Origin of the sequence: Catenulispora sp. GAS73, assembly GCF_041262085.1 — a bacterium.
Classification (GTDB): Bacteria; Actinomycetota; Actinomycetes; order Streptomycetales; family Catenulisporaceae; genus Catenulispora.
This window is the reverse complement of sequence record NZ_JBGCCM010000023.1, coordinates 175,698-194,293: the sequence shown is the minus strand read 5'-3', so window position 1 is coordinate 194,293 and position 18,596 is coordinate 175,698. Positions and strand designations below refer to the sequence as shown.

Sequence of the window (18,596 nt, the reverse complement as noted above, 5' to 3'; positions counted from 1 at the left end):
ACACCACCAAACCGGCCAGGTTGGCTTCGCCCGCCGACGCGGCGAGGGACCCAGAACCAACACCCCGCATGGTCCGGTCGGACACGACGAACCACGTGGTCGGCCGGGGCTGGCCCGCTCGTGAGCTGGCGCTTCGTCTGCCCCGGCGCCGTTTTCGGTATGCCGACGATATGCGGGGCCTCGTACCATCGGGTGCATGCGTGTGTTGGTGGTGGAGGACGAGCTCTACATGGCGGAGGCCATTCGTGATGGGCTGCGGCTGGATGCGATTGCGGCGGACATCGCCGGGGATGGGCACGCCGCCCTGGAGTTGCTGAGCGTCAATAGCTACGACATTGCCGTCCTGGACCGCGACATTCCTGGGCCCTCGGGTGATGAGATCGCTAAGCGCATCGTCGCTTCGGGCAGCGGGATGCCGATTCTCATGCTTACCGCTGCTGATCGGCTCGATGACAAGGCGTCCGGGTTCGAGTTGGGGGCCGACGACTACCTCACCAAGCCGTTTGCGCTGCGGGAGCTCGTGTTGCGGCTGCGGGCGCTGGATCGGCGGCGCGCGCATAGTCGGCCTCCGATACGGGAGATCGCCGGGTTGCGGCTGGATCCGTTTCGGCGTGAGGTCTACCGCGACGAGCGGTACGTGGCGCTGACGCGGAAGCAGTTCGCTGTGCTGGAGGTGCTCATCGCTGCCGAAGGTGGTGTGGTCAGCGCCGAGCAGCTGCTGGAGCGGGCCTGGGACGAGAATGCCGACCCCTTCACCAACGCCGTGCGCATCACCGTCTCGGCGTTGCGCAAGCGCCTCGGTGAGCCGTGGATCATCGCCACGGTTCCGGGCGTCGGTTACCGCATTGATGCCGAGACCGGGGCGGAGGCTGGAGTGGTCGGGGCCGGCGCCGAGGCCGAGGGAGCGCATCGTGGCTAGGGCGCCGGGCATGAGCGCCCGCCTCAAGCTCACCTTCAGCTACGCCGGCATCGTCATGCTCGCCGGGTCCCTGCTGATCGCCGTGGCGTGGGTGTTCGCGCTGCGGTGGTTGCCGGACCATGACCCGCCGAAGCCGTCGCCGGGCCAGATGGCGGCCGTGCCGGCCCCCGGAAGTGGCGGAAATCCCGTCATCCTCATCCTTGGCCCCAGCCGCTCGGACCTGATGCGCGGCTTCGCGCCCGCCGCGGCGGTCGCGCTGGCCTTCCTGCTGCTGCTCGGCCTGGTCGGGGGCTGGTTCCTGGCCGGCCGGATGCTCGCGCCGCTGACCCGCATCACCGACGCCACGCGGCTGGCCGCGACTGGGTCGCTGGCGCACCGGATCGAGCTGGAGGGCCGGACCGACGAGTTCCGCGAGCTCGCCGACACCTTCGACACCATGCTCGCGCGCCTGGAGGCGCACGTCGCCGAGCAGCAGCGCTTCGCCTCCAACGCCTCCCACGAGCTGCGCACGCCGCTGGCCATCACGCAGTCGCTCCTGGACGCGGCCCGCAACGACGCGGAGCGCGACACTGACCGGCTCATCGACCGGCTCCACGTCGTCAACACCCGGGCCATCGACCTCACCGAGGCGCTGTTGCTGCTCAGCCGTGCCAACCAGCGGTCCTTCGCGCGGGAGGAGGCCGACCTGTCGCTGATGGCCGAGGAAGCCACCGAAACGCTCCTGCCACTGGCGGAGAAGCACGGCCTGCTCATCGAGGCCTCGTGTGCCGTGGCGCCGGCCGTCGGCTCGTCGGCGCTGCTGCTCCAGCTGGCCACGAACCTGGTCCACAACGCGATCGTCCACAACCTGCCCGGCAAGGGAAGCAATGGCGTTATCTGGGTCAGCACCGGCATTCGCGGCGACGACGTCGAGCTCACCGTGGAGAACACCGGCGAGAACCTCGCCCCGGAGCTCGTCGCCACGCTCGCCGAGCCCTTCCAGCGCGGGTCCGAGCGCGTCCGCACCGACCACGCGGGGGTCGGACTCGGCCTGGCCATCGTCGACAGCATCACCCGCGCCCACGACGGCACCCTCACGCTGACTCCCCGGCCCGGCGGCGGACTGCGCGTCACGGTCCGGCTGCCGCTCCCGGCTCCGTACCGCACACCTACCGCCGACTCCTCCGAGGCCCGATACGTACCGACCACGCTGCGGCTCGCACGTATCGGGCCCAGTCACTCCGGCTCACCTACGTGATCGGGAAGTCGAAGTACGTGTCGGGGTACGGCTCGTCCTCCAGCGTGTAGTGCCACCACTCGTAGTCGTAGGCACGGAATCCGCTGACCGCCATGACGGAACGCAAGGCCTGGCGGTTCGCCGCCTCCGCCTGCGATATCCCGCTCGCGCCGTGGTGGGAGAGCGGGTCCATCAAGTCGTGGCCGCCGCCCATGGCGGCGAGCTCGCCGGTGGCCAGGTCGTACAGCGTCAGGTCGACCGTGCTGCCGCGGCTGTGGCCCGACTTGGCGGCCACGTACCCCTGCTCGAACATCCCGGCGCGGTCGATGTTCGGATAGTGCCGCGACTTCGTCCGGCCGTCCTCGGGCTGCTGCGACCAGCGGAGGAAGCAGTCCACGGCGCGCTGCGGACGGTAGCCGTCCCAGAGCACCAGCCCGAATCCGAGCGAGCCGGCCTCCTTCTGCGCGCGCTCCAGCGCCAGGCACAGCGCCGTCGTCCCGACGATGCGGTTGACCAGGTAGCCGTCCACCGGCTTGCCGGTGAAGTTGTCCCAGGTGGCGTACTTGGCGTCCCAGCGGACGCCGGGCACGAGCTGGTCCACGAAGACGAAGTCGTCGGTCACCGGAGCTCCCCGGTCAAGGTCAGGGCCACCAGCCGGTCGATCACGTCGGTCATCGAGAAGCCCGCGGCCGCCATCATCCTCGGGTAGCGGCTGTATGAGGTCAGGCCGGGCAGGGTGTTGACCTCGTTGAGGACGACGGTCCCGTCCACCTTCAGGAACAAGTCCACGCGGGACAGGCCGCGGCAACCCAGCGCGCGATACACGGCCTTCGCAGTCTCCTGAACCAGGGCACGGGACTCGGCCGGAATGTCGGCGGGGACGATGAACGAGGAGTTCTCCGAGCCGGTCTCCGGCGAGCTCTCCTGGTGGATCTTGAAGAAGCCGTGTGTCAGCGCGACCCGGTCCACCTCGCCGGTGATCAGGTCCGCGCCGGTCCCCAGGACGGCACAGCCGATCTCGCTGCCGACGACAGCCTGCTCGATGAGCACCTTCGAGTCGTAGAGCCGGGCCTCCTCTACCGCAGCGGCCAGCTCATTTCGGCTGGATACCTTGCTGACGCCGAACGACGACCCCGACCGCGCGGGCTTGACGAAGACGGGATAGGTCAGCTCGCCGGGATCGATGGCCTGGTCCGGCGTGAGCGTGCGGAACTTCGGCGTCGCGATGCCGACGCTCTGCGCGACGAGGTAGGCCAGCGTCTTGTCGATGCACAGAACGGAGCTCTGGACATCGCAGCCCACGTACGGGATGCCGGCCAACTCCAGCAAGCCCTGGATCGCGCCGTCCTCGCCGAGCTTGCCGTGCAACACCGGCAGGACCAGGTCCAGGCTGATCGTCTCGTACTTGCCCTCGTCGAGAACCAGCAGTCCGCGCACCCGCCGGTCCGTCGAGAGCACGACCGGACGACTGTCACCGTTCTCCCAGTCCCCGTCCGGGCTGTCGCAGAGCCGCCATGTGCCGCTCTGCGTGATCCCGATATAGAAGGGCTCGTATTTGGACGTGTCGAGGGCCCTGGCGACCTCGCGCACGGACTTGACGGAAACGGGGTGTTCCTCGGAACAGCCCCCGAACACGATGCCGATCTTCAGCTTATCCATGGTGATTCCTGCTCTCGAACTTCAGACAGTTGATGATGGAGTTCTCGACGGTGTCGCTCAGAGCGTGGTCGGTGTAATACGCGGTGTGCGGACTGACGAGCACATTCGGCAGCTCTTGCAACCGCAGTAGCGCTTTACTGTCGATGGGGCGCTCTCGGCAATCCGCATAGAAGATCCCTTCTTCTCCTTCGAGGACGTCGAGCGCCGCACCTCCCAGCCGGCCACTTTCCAGCGCCTGGAGAAGGGCCTCGGTGTCGAGGAGAGAACCGCGTCCGGTGTTGACGATGAACGCGCCGGGCCTGAGCCGCTCTATACGCTCGCGGTTCAGAAGGTGATGGGTTTCTGCGGTCAGGGGTGTGTGGAGCGTGACTATGTCGCTGTTCTGCAGAAGCTCGTCGAGCGGCACATAGTCGGCGTCGCTTAGGGTTTCGGGGCTGCGGTCATGGGCCATCACCCGGCAGCCGAAACCCCGCAGGCGATCCACGACGGCCGCGCCGATGCGACCTGTTCCGACCACGCCAATGGCCAGGTCACGCAGTTCACGGCCGCGGACCTCGTGAAGCCGGTAGTCGTGGATGTCGGTGCGGCGCACGATGGATTTCGCATGGCGTACGGCCATCAGCATCAACATCACGGTGTAGTCGGCGACGCTGTCCGGCGAATAGCTGACGTTCTCCACGGTGATGCCGACGCTGTTCGCATATTCGACGTCGAGATGGTTGTAGCCGATGCTTCTGGTGGAGATGTACGCCACGCCGGCTCGGCTGAGCGCAAGCAGAGTGTCGTTGGTGATGTGCGTCTTATGGCCGACGCTGATACACCGGTTTCCGGCCACCAGTTCGGCGTTGGATTCCGATACCGCAGCCTCGGTGATCGTCGGGACAACGCCGAATCCCGGTGCCAGCTCCCGGAACAAGACAGCCTCGTCCTGGCCGCATCCGTAGATGGTGATTCCCGTCATGGCAGCCACTCAAGACCACGCGAGGTTGCCAGTATGTATGTGGTTTTCGATACGCCGGCGATATGCGGCGCCGCCTTGACTGGAGCGCATGACCGATTACGAGCCAGCCGCATGATTCCGCTCAGCCTCGCCGAGATCGCCACCGTTGTCGGCGGGACGGTCGAGGGTGACGCGGCCCTGACGGTGACCGCGCCGGCCGTGCTCGACGGCCGGCAGGCCGAGCCCGGCGGCCTGTTCGTGGCCTTCGCCGGCGAGCACGCCGACGGCCACGACTACGTCGACCAGGCCGCGGCGGCCGGGGCGGTGGCCGTGCTCGGGGCGCGGGCCACGGCGCTGCCGACGCTCGTCGTCCCGGACGTGCGGGCCGCGTTGCAGGCGCTCGCCGCGCACGTCGTGGCCCGGCTGCGGGCCGGGCTGACCGTGGTGGCGGTGACCGGCTCGCAGGGCAAGACCGGCACCAAGGACCTGATCACGGCGGTGCTGTCGAGCACCGCGGCGACGGTCGCCACGCTCGGTTCGCTGAACAACGAGCTCGGCGTGCCGCTGACCATGCTGCGCGCCGACGCCGACACCCGCTTTCTGGTGCTGGAGATGGGAGCCCGGCACGTCGGCGACATCGCGGCGCTGACCGGCCTGGTCGCGCCGGACGTCGCGGTCGTGCTGAACGTCGGGCTGGCGCACCTCGGCGAGTTCGGCTCGCGCGGCGCGATCACGCAGGCCAAGAGCGAGCTGGTGCGGGGTCTGGTGCCGGGCGGCACGGCCGTGCTCAACGCCGACGACCCGCGCGTGTCCGCAATGCGCTCGTACACCGACGGGCCGGTCCTGACCTTCGGCCGCGACGAGCGGGCCGGCGTGCAGGTGCTGTACCTGGTGTTGGACAAGCTGGGGCGGCCGTCGTTCACGCTGCGGACCGGTGGCGCCGCAGCGGTCGTCACGCTGCCGCTGGTCGGCGCGCACCAGGCGCTCAACGCGGCGGCCGCAGCGGCGGCGGCGCTGGTGGCCGGAGTCCCGCTCGATGTGACGGCGAAGGCGCTGGCGACCGCGTCGCTGTCAAAGTGGCGCATGGAGCTGCGCGACCTGGCAGGCGGCGCGCGCCTGCTCAACGACTCCTACAACGCCAACCCCGACTCGACCCGCGCCGCCCTGGACGCCCTCGCGGCGATCGAGGGCAGCCGCCGCATCGCCGTGCTCGGCGAGATGCTGGAGCTCGGCGACACCAGCCCCGCCGAGCACCGCGCGATCGGCCGCTACGCATCCTCGCGCTCCGACGTGGTGGTCGCGGTCGGCACGGCGGCCCGCGCCATCGCCGACGGCGCCGGCGAGCGCGCCGTTCCGGTGCCCGACAACGCGGCGGCCGTCGCCTGGCTGCGCGAGCACGTCGGCGACGGGGACGTGGTGCTGGTGAAGGCTTCGCGCGGCGGCCGGCTGGACGAGGTGGCGGCGGCGCTGGTGTAGCCGGGGCTGGCCGAAGTGGGCTTCGCACGTGCGGCACGGGGCGTGCGTGCGGGGCGTGAGTGCGGCGCGAGCCTGAGTGCGAGGCCAGCGTGAGTGCGGGGCGAGCGTGAGTGAGTGCGTGCGTGCGTGCAGGGCGAGCCTGAGCGCGGGACGCGCGTGCGGCGCGAGCCTGAGTGCGGGGCGTGGTGCCCATGCCGATCTCAGCCGACGCGAACCGTCACCCACGCCGCTTCATGTAGAGCTGGAAAGCCCGATAGAGCACCGGCCGCAGCGGCAGGTCCCACTCCCCCACGTGCCGCACGGCCCGGCCGCCGGTGCCGACCTTGAACCGGATCAGCCCGACGTGCGCGTCGTCCGCGTCCAGCGTCGGGGTGATGCCGCGCAGGTCGTAGACGTCGCAGCCGGCGGCCAGCGCGTCGCGGATCATCGCCCACTGGCACGCGTTGGAGCCGCGCACCTCGCGCTTGGCGGTCGAGGAGGCGCCGTAGGCGTAGCACGCGTGCGTGCCGACGCGCACCAGCATCGTCGCGGCCACCAGGTCGCCCTCATGGTGCGCGAAGTAGAGCCGGATCCGCTCCGGGTCCTCGGCGCGCATCGCCGCGATCATCGTCTCGAAGTAGCGCAGCGGCCGGGGTGTGAAGTGGTCGCGCTCGGCGGTGTGGACGTAGAGCGCGTGGAACGCCTGAACGTCGTCGCCGACCGCGACCTCGACGCCCTCCTTCGCCGCCTTCCTGATGTTCCGCCGCCACAGCTGGTTCATGCCCCCGAGCACGTCGTCCTCGGTCCGGCCGCTCAGCGGGAGCTCGAACTTGTACTGCGGATGCCCGGCGCCGAAGCCGTCCTCAGGGTTCTGCGGCAGCCAGCCGGTCTCCCGGAGCACGTTCGCCAGCCGGACGCCGACCAGGTCTGGCTGCGCGGGCAGCTCGGTGAGCCGCCTGACCCCGGGATCGGCGAAGCCTTCCTTGACCTGAGCGACGCTCCAGGTGTCGGTGCGTACCGGCGGGCCGAGACGGACGGCGAACGCGCCGTGCGCCTCAAGGTGAGCGGCCAGCGGGTCGAGCCAGCGCCCGAGGTCGCCGGTCCAGTCGATGACCGGCCCCTCGGGCAGGTAGGCCAGCGTTCGGCTCCGCAGCCGCGGCACGGGACGATGCAAGACGAGCCCCGCGCCGACCAGCCGCTGACCGTCGAACCAGCCCAGCGACTCGCTCCGCCACTCGGTCTTCACCCGGGCCCAGGCCGGAGTCTGCAGAAAGCTGACCCACCGCTGCGCCCGCACGAACGCCAGATGTTCGGCAGCACTGATCGGCCCGACGGTCAAAGTCATTCGTCCAGTCAACGCAGCGCTGCGTTGCGGGCATGTATGGGCTTTTCGATATGCCTGCGATACGCGTGCCGGACCGCTATCGGGCCCTAGCGATCCAGCCAGGTGTTCAGGCTGGCTACGGCATCGCCGACGAGCGGTGCGCCATGCGCGAACCCGACCGCGGTCGCGTCGCGGGGCATGAGCGCGTAAGAAGCGTCGCGTACCACCGGATCGGCGGCGAGCGCATCGTGACCGCTGCTGAGCTCGCCGCGGTTGAAGACCGCGTCGCCGACCAGCAAAGCCTTGCTGGGCTCGTGCAGCAGCACGATGTGCCCGGGGCTGTGGCCCGGTGTGTGAATCACCCGCAGCGATCCGATCCGCGCGCCGTCCACGACGGTCCGCGTCGCCGCGACCGGTTCCCAGTGCAGCAACGGCAACCGGTCCACGGCTCGTCCGAACGCCCCCGACCGGCCCGAGCGCGGCACGCGTCCGGCTGCCAGCCACGGCGCCTCCAGCTCGTGGATCAGCACCTCGGCCCCGGTCCGGGCCGCCATCTCGGCGAGTCCACGGACGTGGTCGGGGTGCGCATGCGTGATGACGATCCGCTTGACGTCGGCGAGCGTGCGGCCGGTCGACTCGATCGCCTGCCGGATGGCCGTCGGCGCGCTCTTCCAGCCCACGTCGACGAGCGTCAGCCCGTCCTCGTCGGCGACGAGGAAGCAGTTCTCGCCGTCGCCGCGGGTCGGGATGCGCACGATCCCCGGAGCGAGCTCGCTCATGCGCCGCTCCCCTGTCCGGCCGCCGCCACCGATGGCGAGCTGAGCAGTTCGGCGAGTTCGGCCGGCAGGTATCCCTGCTGCGCGAGTCGCGGGAGGACTCCGCCGCTCGCGATGATCTCCAGGACGAGAGGAGGCAGCACCGGCACCACGCCGGATGTCTGCGTGCTCTGATTCGCCCAGTTCCCGGTGGCGAGATCGATCTCGGCGATGTCGCCGTCCCGGAAGACTGACGTCGCGTCGGGCACCGTCATGGCGGGCAGGCCCGCGTTGACGGCGTTGCGGAAGAACAGCGAGTTGAACTCCTCGGCGATCAACGCGGCCACGCCGAGCTGCCGGAACAGCGCCGCGACCGGCCGGGAGGACCCGAGGCCGAAGTTCCGGCCCGCCACCACGATGTCGCCGGGCCGCACCTGGTCGGTCCAGCCGGGCCGGACCGCGTAGAAGACCTGCTTCGCGGCCTCGGGGAGGTCGAGCTTCATCGCGTCCGGCGGGTACATGTCGTCGGTGGTCAGGCCGTGGCCGAAGACCCAGACCCGGCCGTTGGCCTGGAGTTTCTGATCGCTCATCGGGTGGCCTCCGCTCGGGCGTCGGTGATGTGGCCGGCGACTGCCGAAGCCGCGACCGTGGCCGGGGAGGCCATGTAGATCTCGGCTTCCGGCGAGCCCATCCGGCCGGTGAAGTTGCGCGTCGAGGACGTCAGGCACACCTCGCCGGGCCCGACGACGCCCATGTGGTAGCCGAAGCAGGCCCCGCACGTGGCGTTCGTGACCACGCCGCCGGCGTCGGCGATGTCCTGCAGGTAGCCCAGCCGCATCGCGTCGCGGTAGACCTGCTGGCTGGCCGGCGTGACGATCAGCCGCACCCCGGGCGCCACCTGCTTGCCGCGCAGCACCTCGGCGGCGATGCGCAGGTCGTCGAGCTGGCCGTTCGCGCACGAGCCGATGAACGCCTGGTCGATCCTGCGGGCCTCGATCTTGGTGACCGGCAGGCCGTTGCGCGACACCGTCCCGGGGCGCGCGACGTACGGCACCAGGCCGGACAGGTCGATCTCGCGCACGTCGGCATAGGCCGCGTCCGGATCGGCCTCGGCGGGTTCGAAGCCTGCGACACCGAGCGCTTCGAAGTGCGCCGCGAGCACGTCGTCGAAGGCGAAAGTCGAGAAGTCAGCGGAGACTTCGGCTCCCTGGGTGGCTATGGTGCGCCGATCGTGCAGCGGGATCGACGCCAGCCCGGGGCCGCCGTACTCCAGGTTGAGGTTCGTGGCGTCGCCGTACTCGTTGGCGATGTGCAGGAAGACGTCCTTGCCGCCGACCCCCGCCGGCAACTCCCCCACGAACTCGTAGCGGATCGTCGGCGAGACCTGGAACCACGTGCGTCCGGTGCACAGGATCGAGTAGACCTCGGCCGGCCCGAGCCCGCGCGCCGCGGTGTTGTACGCCCCGCCGGCACAGGTGTGGCTGTCGGTGCAGGCCAGCACCTCACCGGGGCGGGCCAGGCCGTTCTCGGCGATGACCTGGTGGCAGATGCCGTGCCGCCCGACGTCGTAGAACCTTTCGATGCCGAAGTCCGCGGCGAACTTGCGGGCGTTCGGCCCGCCGGCCGCGTCCTTGATCGTCGGTGCCGGGACGGCGTGGTCCATCACGATCGCGACCTTGTCCGGGTCGGCGATCCGCAGCGGCGGCAGCCACATCGTGGCGAACTGCAGGTCGATCAGGACGGTCAGGTCGACGTCCACGGTCACGGTGTCGCCGACGGCGACCGAGGCCAGGCCGGCTTTACGAGCAAGGATGCGCTCGATCATGGTCATGCCCACATCAGGCATATCAGGCTCCTCAATCGGCCGGCGCGGGCCGGTACTTCTCACCGAGCTCGAACCACTCGGCCATGCCGACGAGGTTGAAGAACTCCTCGGGCCTGGTCGGCACGAACTCGTCGGGCTTGATTCCGCGCAGCTGGCACAGCGCGGTCAGCGCACCGAGCGCACTGTGTGCCAGCACGGCGGAGGGGTGGATAGCGACGGCGAAACCGAGCTGCTGAAGGCGCTCGGCCGACTGCTCGGGCGTGAGGCCGCCGATGACGAGGTTGAGCAGCAACGGCGCCCGCACCTCGGCGGCGATCCGCTCGATCTCCTCAGTGCTCTGCGGCGCCTCGACGAACAGCATGTCCGCACCCTCGGCGGCATACCGGTTGGCCCGCGCGATCGCCTCGTCGATCCCCAGCGGTCCGCGGGCATCGGTGCGGGCGATGACCAGCATCGCGTCATCGCTGCGCGCCTCCAGGGCGGCGCGGAGCGTGCGGGCGAAGTCGTCGGCGCTGACCAGCTCCTTGTCGGGCAGATGGCCGCACTTCTTCGGGAACGCCTGGTCCTCCAGCTGGATCGCGGCGACCCCGGCGTCCTCGTACTCGCGCACGGTCCGGATGACGTTGATCGGCGCGCCGTAGCCGGTGTCGGCGTCGGCCAGCAGCGGCACGTCCCCGAGCGCCCGCACCGTCATCCGGGCCCGCTCGACCATCTCGGTCTGGGTGACCAGCCCGATGTCGGGCAGCCCGAATCCGGAGGCTGCGACCCCGGCGCCGGTGAGGTAGGCGGCGACGTGGCCGGTACGCCGGGCCAACTGGGCACTGATGCCGTCGTAGACGCCAGGGGCGACGATGAGCTGCTGGGCGTCGAGCAGTTCGCGCAGGCGGACGCGGGCCGGTGTGGTCATCAGTCCAGCGCCCTTCCGACCGGCGCCGCCAGCAGCGCCACGAGCGGCGCGATCGAAGGCGCGTCGGCGAGGCCTTGGACGGCCTCGACGATCGCGGCGGCCCGCTCGGGCTCCATGACCCGGTCGGTCAGGCTGCGGAACTTCGCGACCACCTCGTCGTTCGTGATCGGGTCGGCCGGGCTGCCGTGCGGGGAGATCACGCGCTCGGTGTCGGTGGATCCGTCGGCGAACTTGAGGGTGACGTGGGTTTGGAAGCGCTCGGTAAGCGGCAGCTCGTCGATCGACCGGTCCAGCGTGACGTGCGTGCGCTCCAGCAGCTGCCAGACGTCGTCGGCGTCGAGCCGGGCGGCGGTGAACTGCTCGGGCAGCGCGGTGCCGTCCAGCAGGGTGACGGCGGTGGCGTAACCGATGTTCATCTGGCCGCCAATGGCCTCAAGCGGGCGCTGCGGCGGCCACCAGCCGTGGTGGTAGATCACGTCCCCGACCCGGATGTCGATACGTTCGACCGTGCGTCCGGCGAGCCGGGCCCGCAGCGCCTGTGCGGCCTGGACGGCGCCGTGCAGACCGCCCATGACGGCCCAGGACTTCACCACCGCCATCGCGGTCTCCCAGCGCTCTCCCAGACCCCTGACGATCGCCTCGGGATCCGTCGGGTGGCCTTCGCCGTAGACCGCGACGTAGCCGCCGTAGTCGCGTTCGTAGACCTGGTCGATGCCGGTGTAGCCGGTGGCCGCCAGGGCCGCGGAGTAGAAGCCGTTGCGCGCGGCGAAGCCGTGCTGCATCCGCTTGCCCATCGCCTCGTACTGCGCCGACATCAGGCCCGCCGACTGCGTCGCGGCGAAGCCGAGGGCGTCCTCGGTCTGCGCGGGGTCCAGCCCGCGCAGCTTCGCGCACGCCGCGGCGGCCGAGGAGGCGCCGAAGACCGGGCCGGAGTGCCAGCCGCGCGAGAGCATCGCGGTGCCGCCGATCGAGTAGCCGATCCGTGGGCCCACTTCGAAGCCGACCACCGCGGCCAACAGCAGCTCGCGACCGCTGACGTCCCGGCCGGTGTGGCTGGCCGTCGCGAGCAGCGAGGGCACCAGCAGCGAGGCGCTGTGCAGCGGCGCGAACGGATGGAAGTCGTCCAGCTCGAAGCCCTGGATGTAAGTGCTGTTGAGCAGTGCGGCGCCGACCGGGGTACTGGTGCGGCCGGTGCCGATGACCACCGCGTCGCCGCCGCCCTCGATGCCGAGCACCGCGTCGGTCGCCAGGCGCGACCACGGCAGCTGCGCGCCGACCAGGGCGCAGCCGAGGCCGTCGAGGAGCAGGTGGGCGGCGCGGGTGCGGACCTCGGCGGGGACGTCGTCCCAGGTGAGGTCGTGGATCCAGGTGACGAGGCGGCCGGTGACGCCTTCGGGGTTGGACGGTGCGCTCATGACGTCATTGCCGCACGCTCGCCGTCGCCGCCACTACCTAACTTGCACAATATGCAAGTATTGGCCGTGTGAGCACGGCGCTACGCGGACTGCAACTGCTAGAGGCGCTGGCCGGGATGCGCCAGCCGGCGTCGCTGCGGGCGGTCGCCGAACGCGTGGGGCTGTCGGAGTCGCAGACGTTCCGCGTCCTGCGGGAGCTGGAGCGCGGCGGCTACCTCGATCACCTCGGACGCAGCGGCTACCGCCTGGCCGGCCGATCGGTCGCGCTGGCCACGCTGATCGGCCCGCGTCCGGCGATGCTGCGGGCGATCCAGCCGGTCATCACCCGGCTGGCGCATCTCACCGGCGAGGCGGTGGTGCTGCACCTGCGCTCGGGAACGGCGCGCGTGCTGGTGCTCGGCGTGCCGGCGCCTTCGGGACCGATCCTGGACCCGGCGGGGCTGCTCGGCGAGCGGTCGCCGTTGGCGGTCGGGGCCAGCGGGCGGATCATCCTGGCGTATCTGCCCGAGGCGGAGCTGGCGGCGATGGACCTCGGCGGGCTGGATCGCCGGCAGCTGGCCGCGATTCGCGATCGCGGGTACGAGGCGTCCTTCGGCGAGAACCATCCCGGCGTCAACGGCGTGTCGGCGCCGTTGTTGGCGTATCGGGAGGATGCGGACTCTGCCGGCGTGGCTCTCGGGTCGATCACGGTCGCCGGGCCCGCCGAACGGCTTTCGGAGGCCGACTTCCCTCGGCTGGTACCGATGGTCCTGGCCGCGTGCCGCGACCTCGGACCCCGGCTGGCGTCGATCCTCGGGCCGGATCTCGGCGAGACGGTTCGGGCGCTGGACTTGTAAGGGGCTATAGGGTCTTTCGCATGACACAGCGAACCACTGACGGCAGCGCCGGCGACGCGGACTACGGCACGATCGGCACCAGCTATTCCGCATACCGGCAGCCGGAACCGCGTATCGGTGCTCTGATAGAGCAGGCTCTGGCCGGCTCGCGGACAGTACTGAACGTCGGGGCCGGGGCGGGCTCGTACGAGTCGGCGGCGTTCGACGTGACCGCGGTCGAGCCTTCGGCGTCGATGCGGGCGCAGCGGGCCGCTCATCTGCCGGCCGCGATCGACGCCGTCGCCGAGAACCTGCCGTTCCCCGACGACGCCTTCGACGGCGCCATGACCACGTTCAGCGTGCACCAGTGGAGCGACCTGAAGGCCGGGCTGCGCGAGATGCGCCGGGTCGCGCGGGGGCCGGTCGCGATCCTGACGTGCGATCCGGATCTGGTGCGCGACTTCTGGCTGTACGAGTACGCGCCGCTGGTCCTGGACACCGAGGCGCGGCGCTACCCGGCCATCGGCGACATCACCGAGGCGCTGGGCGGACGCAGCGAGGTGACGCCGGTGCCGATCCCGGTGGACTGCACCGACGGATTCAACGAGGCGTACTACGGCCGGCCGGAGCGCCTGCTGGACCCGGCGGCGCGGCAGTCGTGTTCGGCGTGGAGCTTCGTCGACGCGGCGACGAGTGAGCAGTACACCGAGCATCTGCGGCGGGATCTGGAATCAGGGGCCTGGGACGCGCGGTTCGGGCAGCTTCGGACGCAGCCGTTCTTGAACGGCTCGCTGGTCCTGGTGCGTGCGGACGTTCAGTAGCTTCCGGCAGTAGGTCGGGGGTTCCGGCGGCAGGTCTCGCGTTCTGGCGTTCTGGCGTCCTGGCGTTCAGCGCACGGTGCGCTCGTAGTGGGCCCGCGCGTCCGCGGTCTTGAGCGTGCCGTACACGCGCAGTACTTCGGCGAGCGCCGGGTAGTCGGCGTCCAGCGCCTTCGCCGCGCCGTCCAGTTCCGCCGCGGAGGCCACGGCGCGGAGCACGCCTTGCACGGCCGCGACGGGATCGCCGCCCGCGCCCTCGCCGCCGGCCGGCGTCGACCCCGACCCGGCGTGGGCGGTGATGGCCACGGTGCTGCTGCTGCCGGTGGGCGTCTCGTGCACCAGGCGCGCGAGTTCGTCGGCGCGCGCCGCCGGCGGCATGACGACGAACGCCGGGTCGGCGGCCATCTGCTCGACGACGGCCAGGCGGGCCAGCACCGCCGGGTTGCTGATCTTGGCCCGGACCCCGCTCATCAGCTGGGAGATCATCGGCGCGGACAGGCCGAGGACGTCGGCCAGCTGGGCCTGGGACAGGGTCAGACGGTCCAGGAGCCGGCGGAAGCGATCGCCCAGCGGTTCCCCGTACCACTCGGTCTGTAAAGCGCGGTTGCGCATCACCACGTCGTCGCTCACTGCGTCTCCTCCCGTCCGGCCGCGGAACCTCTTGACGGCCGGCCCGCACTCGCGATAATTTGCAAGTGCAATCGCTGCTAATCACTTGCAACGCCAGCTGTGCCGTGAGTTTCGCAGGTTACTGCACTCCCTCGATTCTCGCATGCACACCGTGGATTGCAAACGCATCAACGCCGGGACTGGGGAGAGGCCGAGGCGGAGACGCGGGGCAGTCGTGCCGCCCGGGGGGCGGTGGCGACGGTGGTGGGGGGCTGGTGGCGGTGCGGCCGGTCGGCGGGCGGGTATCGGGCACCACGCCTCGCCGGCCGGCGCGGAGGCTGCCGCGGGCCAGGACAACGACGATCCTGGATCCCGCGGTGCGTCGAGGAAGCCGGGAGTTCGAGGAAGCCGGGGCGTCGAGGAGACCGGCGGGCGGATCAGAGCAGGGCCATCACGACCACGCCGACCACGCTCGCCAACACGACGACGGCGGCGACGATCCCGACCCAGTGCCAGCGGGCGGCCGACGGCGTCGGTGGAGCGGCGCCGGGGTTGGTGAGGGGCACCGGGATGAGGCGGACGCGGTCGATGTCCGGCTCGGCCGGAGCCCGGTTCCAGGCCTGATGGCCGCGGGAACCGCCGGCGAGCGGCACAGTACGGTTGTGCCACTCGCCGGGCACGCCACCGGAGGGCGGTCCGGCGGCTTGTCGGCCGACGACCGCACCGCCGGAACCGCCGTCGAGCTGCACGGTCCGATTGTGCCAATTTCCTGCCGCGCCGCCGGAACCGCCAGCGAGCGGCACGGTCCGGCCTTGCCAGTCGCCAGGCCCTTCACCTGATGGCGGACCCTGAGATTGCCGGCCACTGTCCACAGCGCCGGACCCGCCGGACCCGCCAGAACCGCCGCCAAGCTGCACCGTCTGCATCTGCCAATCGGCAGGCGCCGCACCGGATGGCGAACCCTGAGCCCGGCCGTCGCCGACCGCGCCACCGGGGCCGCCGCCGAGCGGCACGGTCCGGCCCTGCCAACCGCCGGGTGCTTCACCGGATGGCGGACCCTCAGTCTTTCCAACGCCGATCGCACCGCTGACCGCGCCGCCGACAGCATTGCCGGGCGCGTTTCCAAACGCGCCGCCGACAGCACCGCCAGGCGCACCACCGACCGCACCGCCAACCACACCACCGCCAGAACCGCCAGGCGCACCGCCGGCAGCACCGCCAAGCGCACCGCCAAGCGGACCGCCAGCAGCACTGCCGGGCGCACCGCTGACCGCGCCGCCGACAGCACTGCCAGGTGCACCGCCAACCACACCTCCAGGCGCACCGCCGACCGCACCACCAACCACGCCACCGACCACATCACCGGCTGCACCGCCAGCCGCACCACCGGCCGGAATCGCGCGCCGGTCGGCACCGGGCGTGCTGCCGAGGACCCACGTCCGAGCGTGCATGCTCTCCACCGAGCCTGAGCCCGTCGGTTTCTCTCGCGGCTCCGCCGTCGCGGGCGGCGTGTCCTCGACCGGATCCGGCGACCACAGCCACTCCAGGCCCACCGTGTCCGCCTCCGCCACCGGCCCGTGCGGCCCCCATCCGGCGGGCAGCGGGCCGATCTGCTCGAACACCTCGACGGGCTCGTCGCTCTCCGGCATCGGCACGGGGGTGAGCAGCGGCCAGCCGTCCAGCACCTCCGCCAGCCGGTCCAGGGCCGCGGTCGCCGACTCCGGGCGCCGCGCCGGTTCCGGGTCGCTCAGCGCCGCGAGCAGCTCCGCCAGGGCCTGTGCGCGGGAGTCGGCCGGCTTCGCGCCGACCATCTCGACGCCCACCAGCCCGGCCGCGTACAAATCCTGCGCGACGCCTTGGTCGCCGTTCTCCAGCGACTCCGGCGCGAGGTAGTCCCGGGTGCCGACGACCATGAACATCCCGGTGATCCGCGGCCGGTCCGGAGTCAGCACCAGGCCGAAGTCCGCCAGCCGGGCCTGCGGCGCCCCGGTCCCGGTCGGCTCCAGCAGCACGTTCGCCGGCTTCACGTCCCGGTGCACTATCCCCTCGGCGTGCACGTGCTCCAGCGCCACCAGCAACTGCCGCAGCACCTCGGCGCCGTACCGCGCGGGCAGCACACCGAGGTCGCGCAGCAGCACGGCCAGCGACCCGCCGCGCACCAGCGGCATCGCCAGCAGCACCTGCTCGTCGTCGGCGGCCCACGCGTACGGCGTCACGACGTGCGGGTGCTCCAGCCGTACCCCCTGCTCGAACACCGCCCGCACCAGCGTCGCAGCCTCCGGACGCCGGATCAGCTTGGCCGCGCAGTACTCGCCACGCTTGCGGTCGAAGGCGCGCCACACCTCTCCGGACCCGCCGGAGCCGATGCTGTCGATCAGGACGTAGCGTCCCGCCACGACCTCGAACACCTGGTCCCCCTAGCCTCCCTGCACGTACCCATCCGCTGCTCAGCTTAGGTCAATACCGCTACCTATCCCGAAAATCACCGTGCCGGCCGCCACTCAAGACGGGGGATAGCACGGTGTTGTCACACCCCGCCCAGGACAAGCATGGACCCGTGACGAAATACACGAGTCCGACACTGGCGGCGGTGCTGACGGGAGTGCTGGCGACGTCCGCGGTGGCCGCGACGGCCGTCCCGGCGTCCGCATCGGCGCAGGCCCACGGTCACCTCGACGGGGTCTGGCGCACCGACGGCTACAGCACCATCGTGCGCATCACCGGCGGCACCTACGAGCTCTACGACACGACCGCGATCAGCTGCATCCGCGACACCACCTCCGACGGGGACGGCAGCGTCTCGACCTTCACCGCCGGCCCGGGCCCCGAGCACGCCCGCTGGCACATCGACGCGAACGTCGGCTACCGCGCCCTCACCCGGCTGCCGGCCCTGCCCGCGGCCTGCGCGCAAGCCGCCCCGGCGACGCCGATCGAGACCTTCGACGTCTTCTGGCGGACCTTCGCAGAGAACTACCCCTTCTTCGCGCAGCGCGGCATCGACTGGCAGCGCGTCTACGACACCTACCGGCCGCAGGTCACCGCGACGACGACGAACGCGCAGCTGCGCGACCTCTTCGCGGCGATGATCACGCCGCTGCACGACGCGCACGTCGGCCTGGTCGCCGACGGGGTCAGGGTGTTCTCCGCGCGCCCGGGCACGCAGGTACCCAACGACGGTCTGGACGCGCAGACCGTGGCGCTGATCAAGCACGCCGACCTGGCCGATGCCACCTCGCCGCTGCAGACCTGGTGCCAGGACCGCGTCGGGTTCGCCACGCTGCCCGGCAACGTCGGCTACCTGCGAGTCTCGGGCTTCACCGGCTTCACGTCGGACGACACGTTCGCCGCCAACGCCGCCGCGTTCAGCTCGGCCCTCGACGCCGTGTTCACCGCCGACCGGACGAGCGGCCCGAACCGCTTGCGCGGCCTGGTACTCGACGTACGCGTCAACGGCGGCGGCGATGATCCGTTGGGCCTGATGCTGGCTTCGCGGCTGACCGGGCACTCGTTCTTCGCGTACGCCAAGCAGACGCGCGACGATCCGAACGATCCGGAGGGCTTCACCCGGCCGCAGCCGTTCGTGGTTCATCCGTCGGCGGCGCCGCACTACACCGGGCCGATCTCGATCTTGGCCGGCGGCTCGACGTTCAGCGCGGGTGAGGCGGTCACGCAGGCGCTGCTCAATCGATCGCCGCGGCCGGTCGTCGTCGGCGAGAACACGCAAGGCGTGTTCTCCGACATCCTGGACCGGCAGCTGCCCAACGGCTGGATGTTCGGGCTGCCCGACGAGGAGTACCTGACGGCTTCGGGGCGTACGTACGACATCGCCGGGATCCCGCCGGACATCGCGGTGCCGACGCTGACGCCGGAGCAGTTCGCCGACGGTACGGACCCGGCGTTCCGGGTCGCGGTGGACGCACTCCGGCGGCGCTGATCGCC

At 70.9% G+C, this 18,596-nt stretch carries 17 protein-coding genes; 6 read left to right on the top strand and 11 right to left on the bottom strand.

Features of this window, described 5'->3' with window-relative positions; translation table 11 throughout:
• Positions 1 to 196: 196 nt before the first annotated feature.
• Together ABH935_RS31555 and ABH935_RS31550 are read left to right on the top strand one after the other, a co-directional pair.
• Positions 197 to 919: a response regulator transcription factor gene (locus ABH935_RS31555; protein ID WP_370381587.1), complete on the top strand. Its 723-nt coding sequence runs from the start codon at positions 197 to 199 to the stop codon at positions 917 to 919.
• A 10-nt stretch (positions 920 to 929) separates the two neighbouring features.
• On the top strand, positions 930 to 2,156 hold the full coding sequence (locus ABH935_RS31550) for a sensor histidine kinase (protein WP_370381586.1): 1,227 nt from the start codon (positions 930 to 932) through the stop codon (positions 2,154 to 2,156).
• Here the strand turns inward: ABH935_RS31550 and vanX are convergent.
• The 3 genes from vanX to vanH are packed head-to-tail and all read right to left on the bottom strand — an operon-like array spanning position 2,149 to position 4,755.
• Complete coding sequence (gene vanX, locus ABH935_RS31545; protein ID WP_370381585.1) at positions 2,149 to 2,757, bottom strand: D-Ala-D-Ala dipeptidase VanX; 609 nt, start codon at positions 2,755 to 2,757, stop codon at positions 2,149 to 2,151. The genes ABH935_RS31550 and vanX overlap by 8 nt on opposite strands.
• Positions 2,754 to 3,794 (bottom strand): D-alanine--(R)-lactate ligase, encoded by a 1,041-nt coding sequence (gene vanA / locus ABH935_RS31540; RefSeq protein WP_370381584.1) that lies wholly within the window; start codon positions 3,792 to 3,794, stop codon positions 2,754 to 2,756. Before vanA ends, vanX begins: the two co-directional genes overlap by 4 nt.
• Positions 3,787 to 4,755 carry a D-lactate dehydrogenase VanH gene (gene vanH / locus ABH935_RS31535; RefSeq protein ID WP_370381583.1) on the bottom strand — a complete coding sequence of 323 codons (969 nt, stop codon included), beginning with the start codon at positions 4,753 to 4,755 and terminating at the stop codon, positions 3,787 to 3,789. The genes vanA and vanH overlap by 8 nt, the downstream gene beginning before the upstream one ends.
• A 111-nt stretch (positions 4,756 to 4,866) precedes the next feature.
• Between vanH and murF the strand changes: the two genes are divergently transcribed.
• Entirely contained in the window at positions 4,867 to 6,210 is a 1,344-nt protein-coding gene (gene murF, locus ABH935_RS31530; RefSeq protein ID WP_370381582.1) for a UDP-N-acetylmuramoyl-tripeptide--D-alanyl-D-alanine ligase, read from the top strand.
• A 217-nt stretch (positions 6,211 to 6,427) separates the two neighbouring features.
• Here murF and ABH935_RS31525 read toward each other — a convergent pair whose 3' ends face one another.
• The 6 genes from ABH935_RS31525 to ABH935_RS31500 form a co-directional block, all read right to left on the bottom strand.
• The gene (locus ABH935_RS31525; RefSeq protein WP_370381581.1) at positions 6,428 to 7,534 is read right to left on the bottom strand and encodes a lipid II:glycine glycyltransferase FemX; all 1,107 of its coding nucleotides are present in this window, start codon (positions 7,532 to 7,534) and stop codon (positions 6,428 to 6,430) included.
• A gap of 86 nt (positions 7,535 to 7,620) precedes the next feature.
• A complete protein-coding gene (locus ABH935_RS31520; protein ID WP_370381580.1) occupies positions 7,621 to 8,292 on the bottom strand; it encodes an MBL fold metallo-hydrolase in 672 nt (223 codons plus the stop codon).
• A complete protein-coding gene (locus tag ABH935_RS31515) occupies positions 8,289 to 8,858 on the bottom strand; it encodes a 3-isopropylmalate dehydratase (RefSeq protein ID WP_370381579.1) in 570 nt (189 codons plus the stop codon). The genes ABH935_RS31520 and ABH935_RS31515 overlap by 4 nt, the downstream gene beginning before the upstream one ends.
• Positions 8,855 to 10,105 carry an aconitase/3-isopropylmalate dehydratase large subunit family protein gene (locus ABH935_RS31510; protein ID WP_370381598.1) on the bottom strand — a complete coding sequence of 417 codons (1,251 nt, stop codon included), beginning with the start codon at positions 10,103 to 10,105 and terminating at the stop codon, positions 8,855 to 8,857. Before ABH935_RS31510 ends, ABH935_RS31515 begins: the two co-directional genes overlap by 4 nt.
• A gap of 19 nt (positions 10,106 to 10,124) precedes the next feature.
• Positions 10,125 to 11,003 (bottom strand): oxaloacetate decarboxylase, encoded by an 879-nt coding sequence (locus ABH935_RS31505; RefSeq protein ID WP_370381597.1) that lies wholly within the window; start codon positions 11,001 to 11,003, stop codon positions 10,125 to 10,127.
• Entirely contained in the window at positions 11,000 to 12,415 is a 1,416-nt protein-coding gene (locus tag ABH935_RS31500) for an MmgE/PrpD family protein (protein WP_370381578.1), read from the bottom strand. Before ABH935_RS31500 ends, ABH935_RS31505 begins: the two co-directional genes overlap by 4 nt.
• Before the next feature lie 68 nt (positions 12,416 to 12,483).
• Here ABH935_RS31500 and ABH935_RS31495 point away from each other — a divergent pair, with 68 nt between their 5' ends.
• On the top strand, positions 12,484 to 13,251 hold the full coding sequence (locus ABH935_RS31495; RefSeq protein ID WP_370381577.1) for an IclR family transcriptional regulator: 768 nt from the start codon (positions 12,484 to 12,486) through the stop codon (positions 13,249 to 13,251).
• A 20-nt stretch (positions 13,252 to 13,271) separates the two neighbouring features.
• Positions 13,272 to 14,051, top strand: a complete 780-nt coding sequence (locus tag ABH935_RS31490; protein WP_370381576.1) for a class I SAM-dependent methyltransferase — start codon at positions 13,272 to 13,274, stop codon at positions 14,049 to 14,051.
• Between the two features lie 66 nt (positions 14,052 to 14,117).
• Here the strand turns inward: ABH935_RS31490 and ABH935_RS31485 are convergent, their stop codons facing one another.
• Positions 14,118 to 14,678 carry a helix-turn-helix domain-containing protein gene (locus ABH935_RS31485; protein ID WP_370381575.1) on the bottom strand — a complete coding sequence of 187 codons (561 nt, stop codon included), beginning with the start codon at positions 14,676 to 14,678 and terminating at the stop codon, positions 14,118 to 14,120.
• Between the two features lie 416 nt (positions 14,679 to 15,094).
• Positions 15,095 to 17,065: a serine/threonine-protein kinase gene (locus ABH935_RS31480; protein WP_370381574.1), complete on the bottom strand. Its 1,971-nt coding sequence runs from the start codon at positions 17,063 to 17,065 to the stop codon at positions 15,095 to 15,097.
• Between the two features lie 149 nt (positions 17,066 to 17,214).
• On the opposite strand from ABH935_RS31480, the gene ABH935_RS31475 reads away from it, so the two are divergent.
• On the top strand, positions 17,215 to 18,591 hold the full coding sequence (locus ABH935_RS31475; protein ID WP_370381573.1) for a S41 family peptidase: 1,377 nt from the start codon (positions 17,215 to 17,217) through the stop codon (positions 18,589 to 18,591).
• The last annotated feature ends 5 nt before the right edge of the window (positions 18,592 to 18,596 follow it).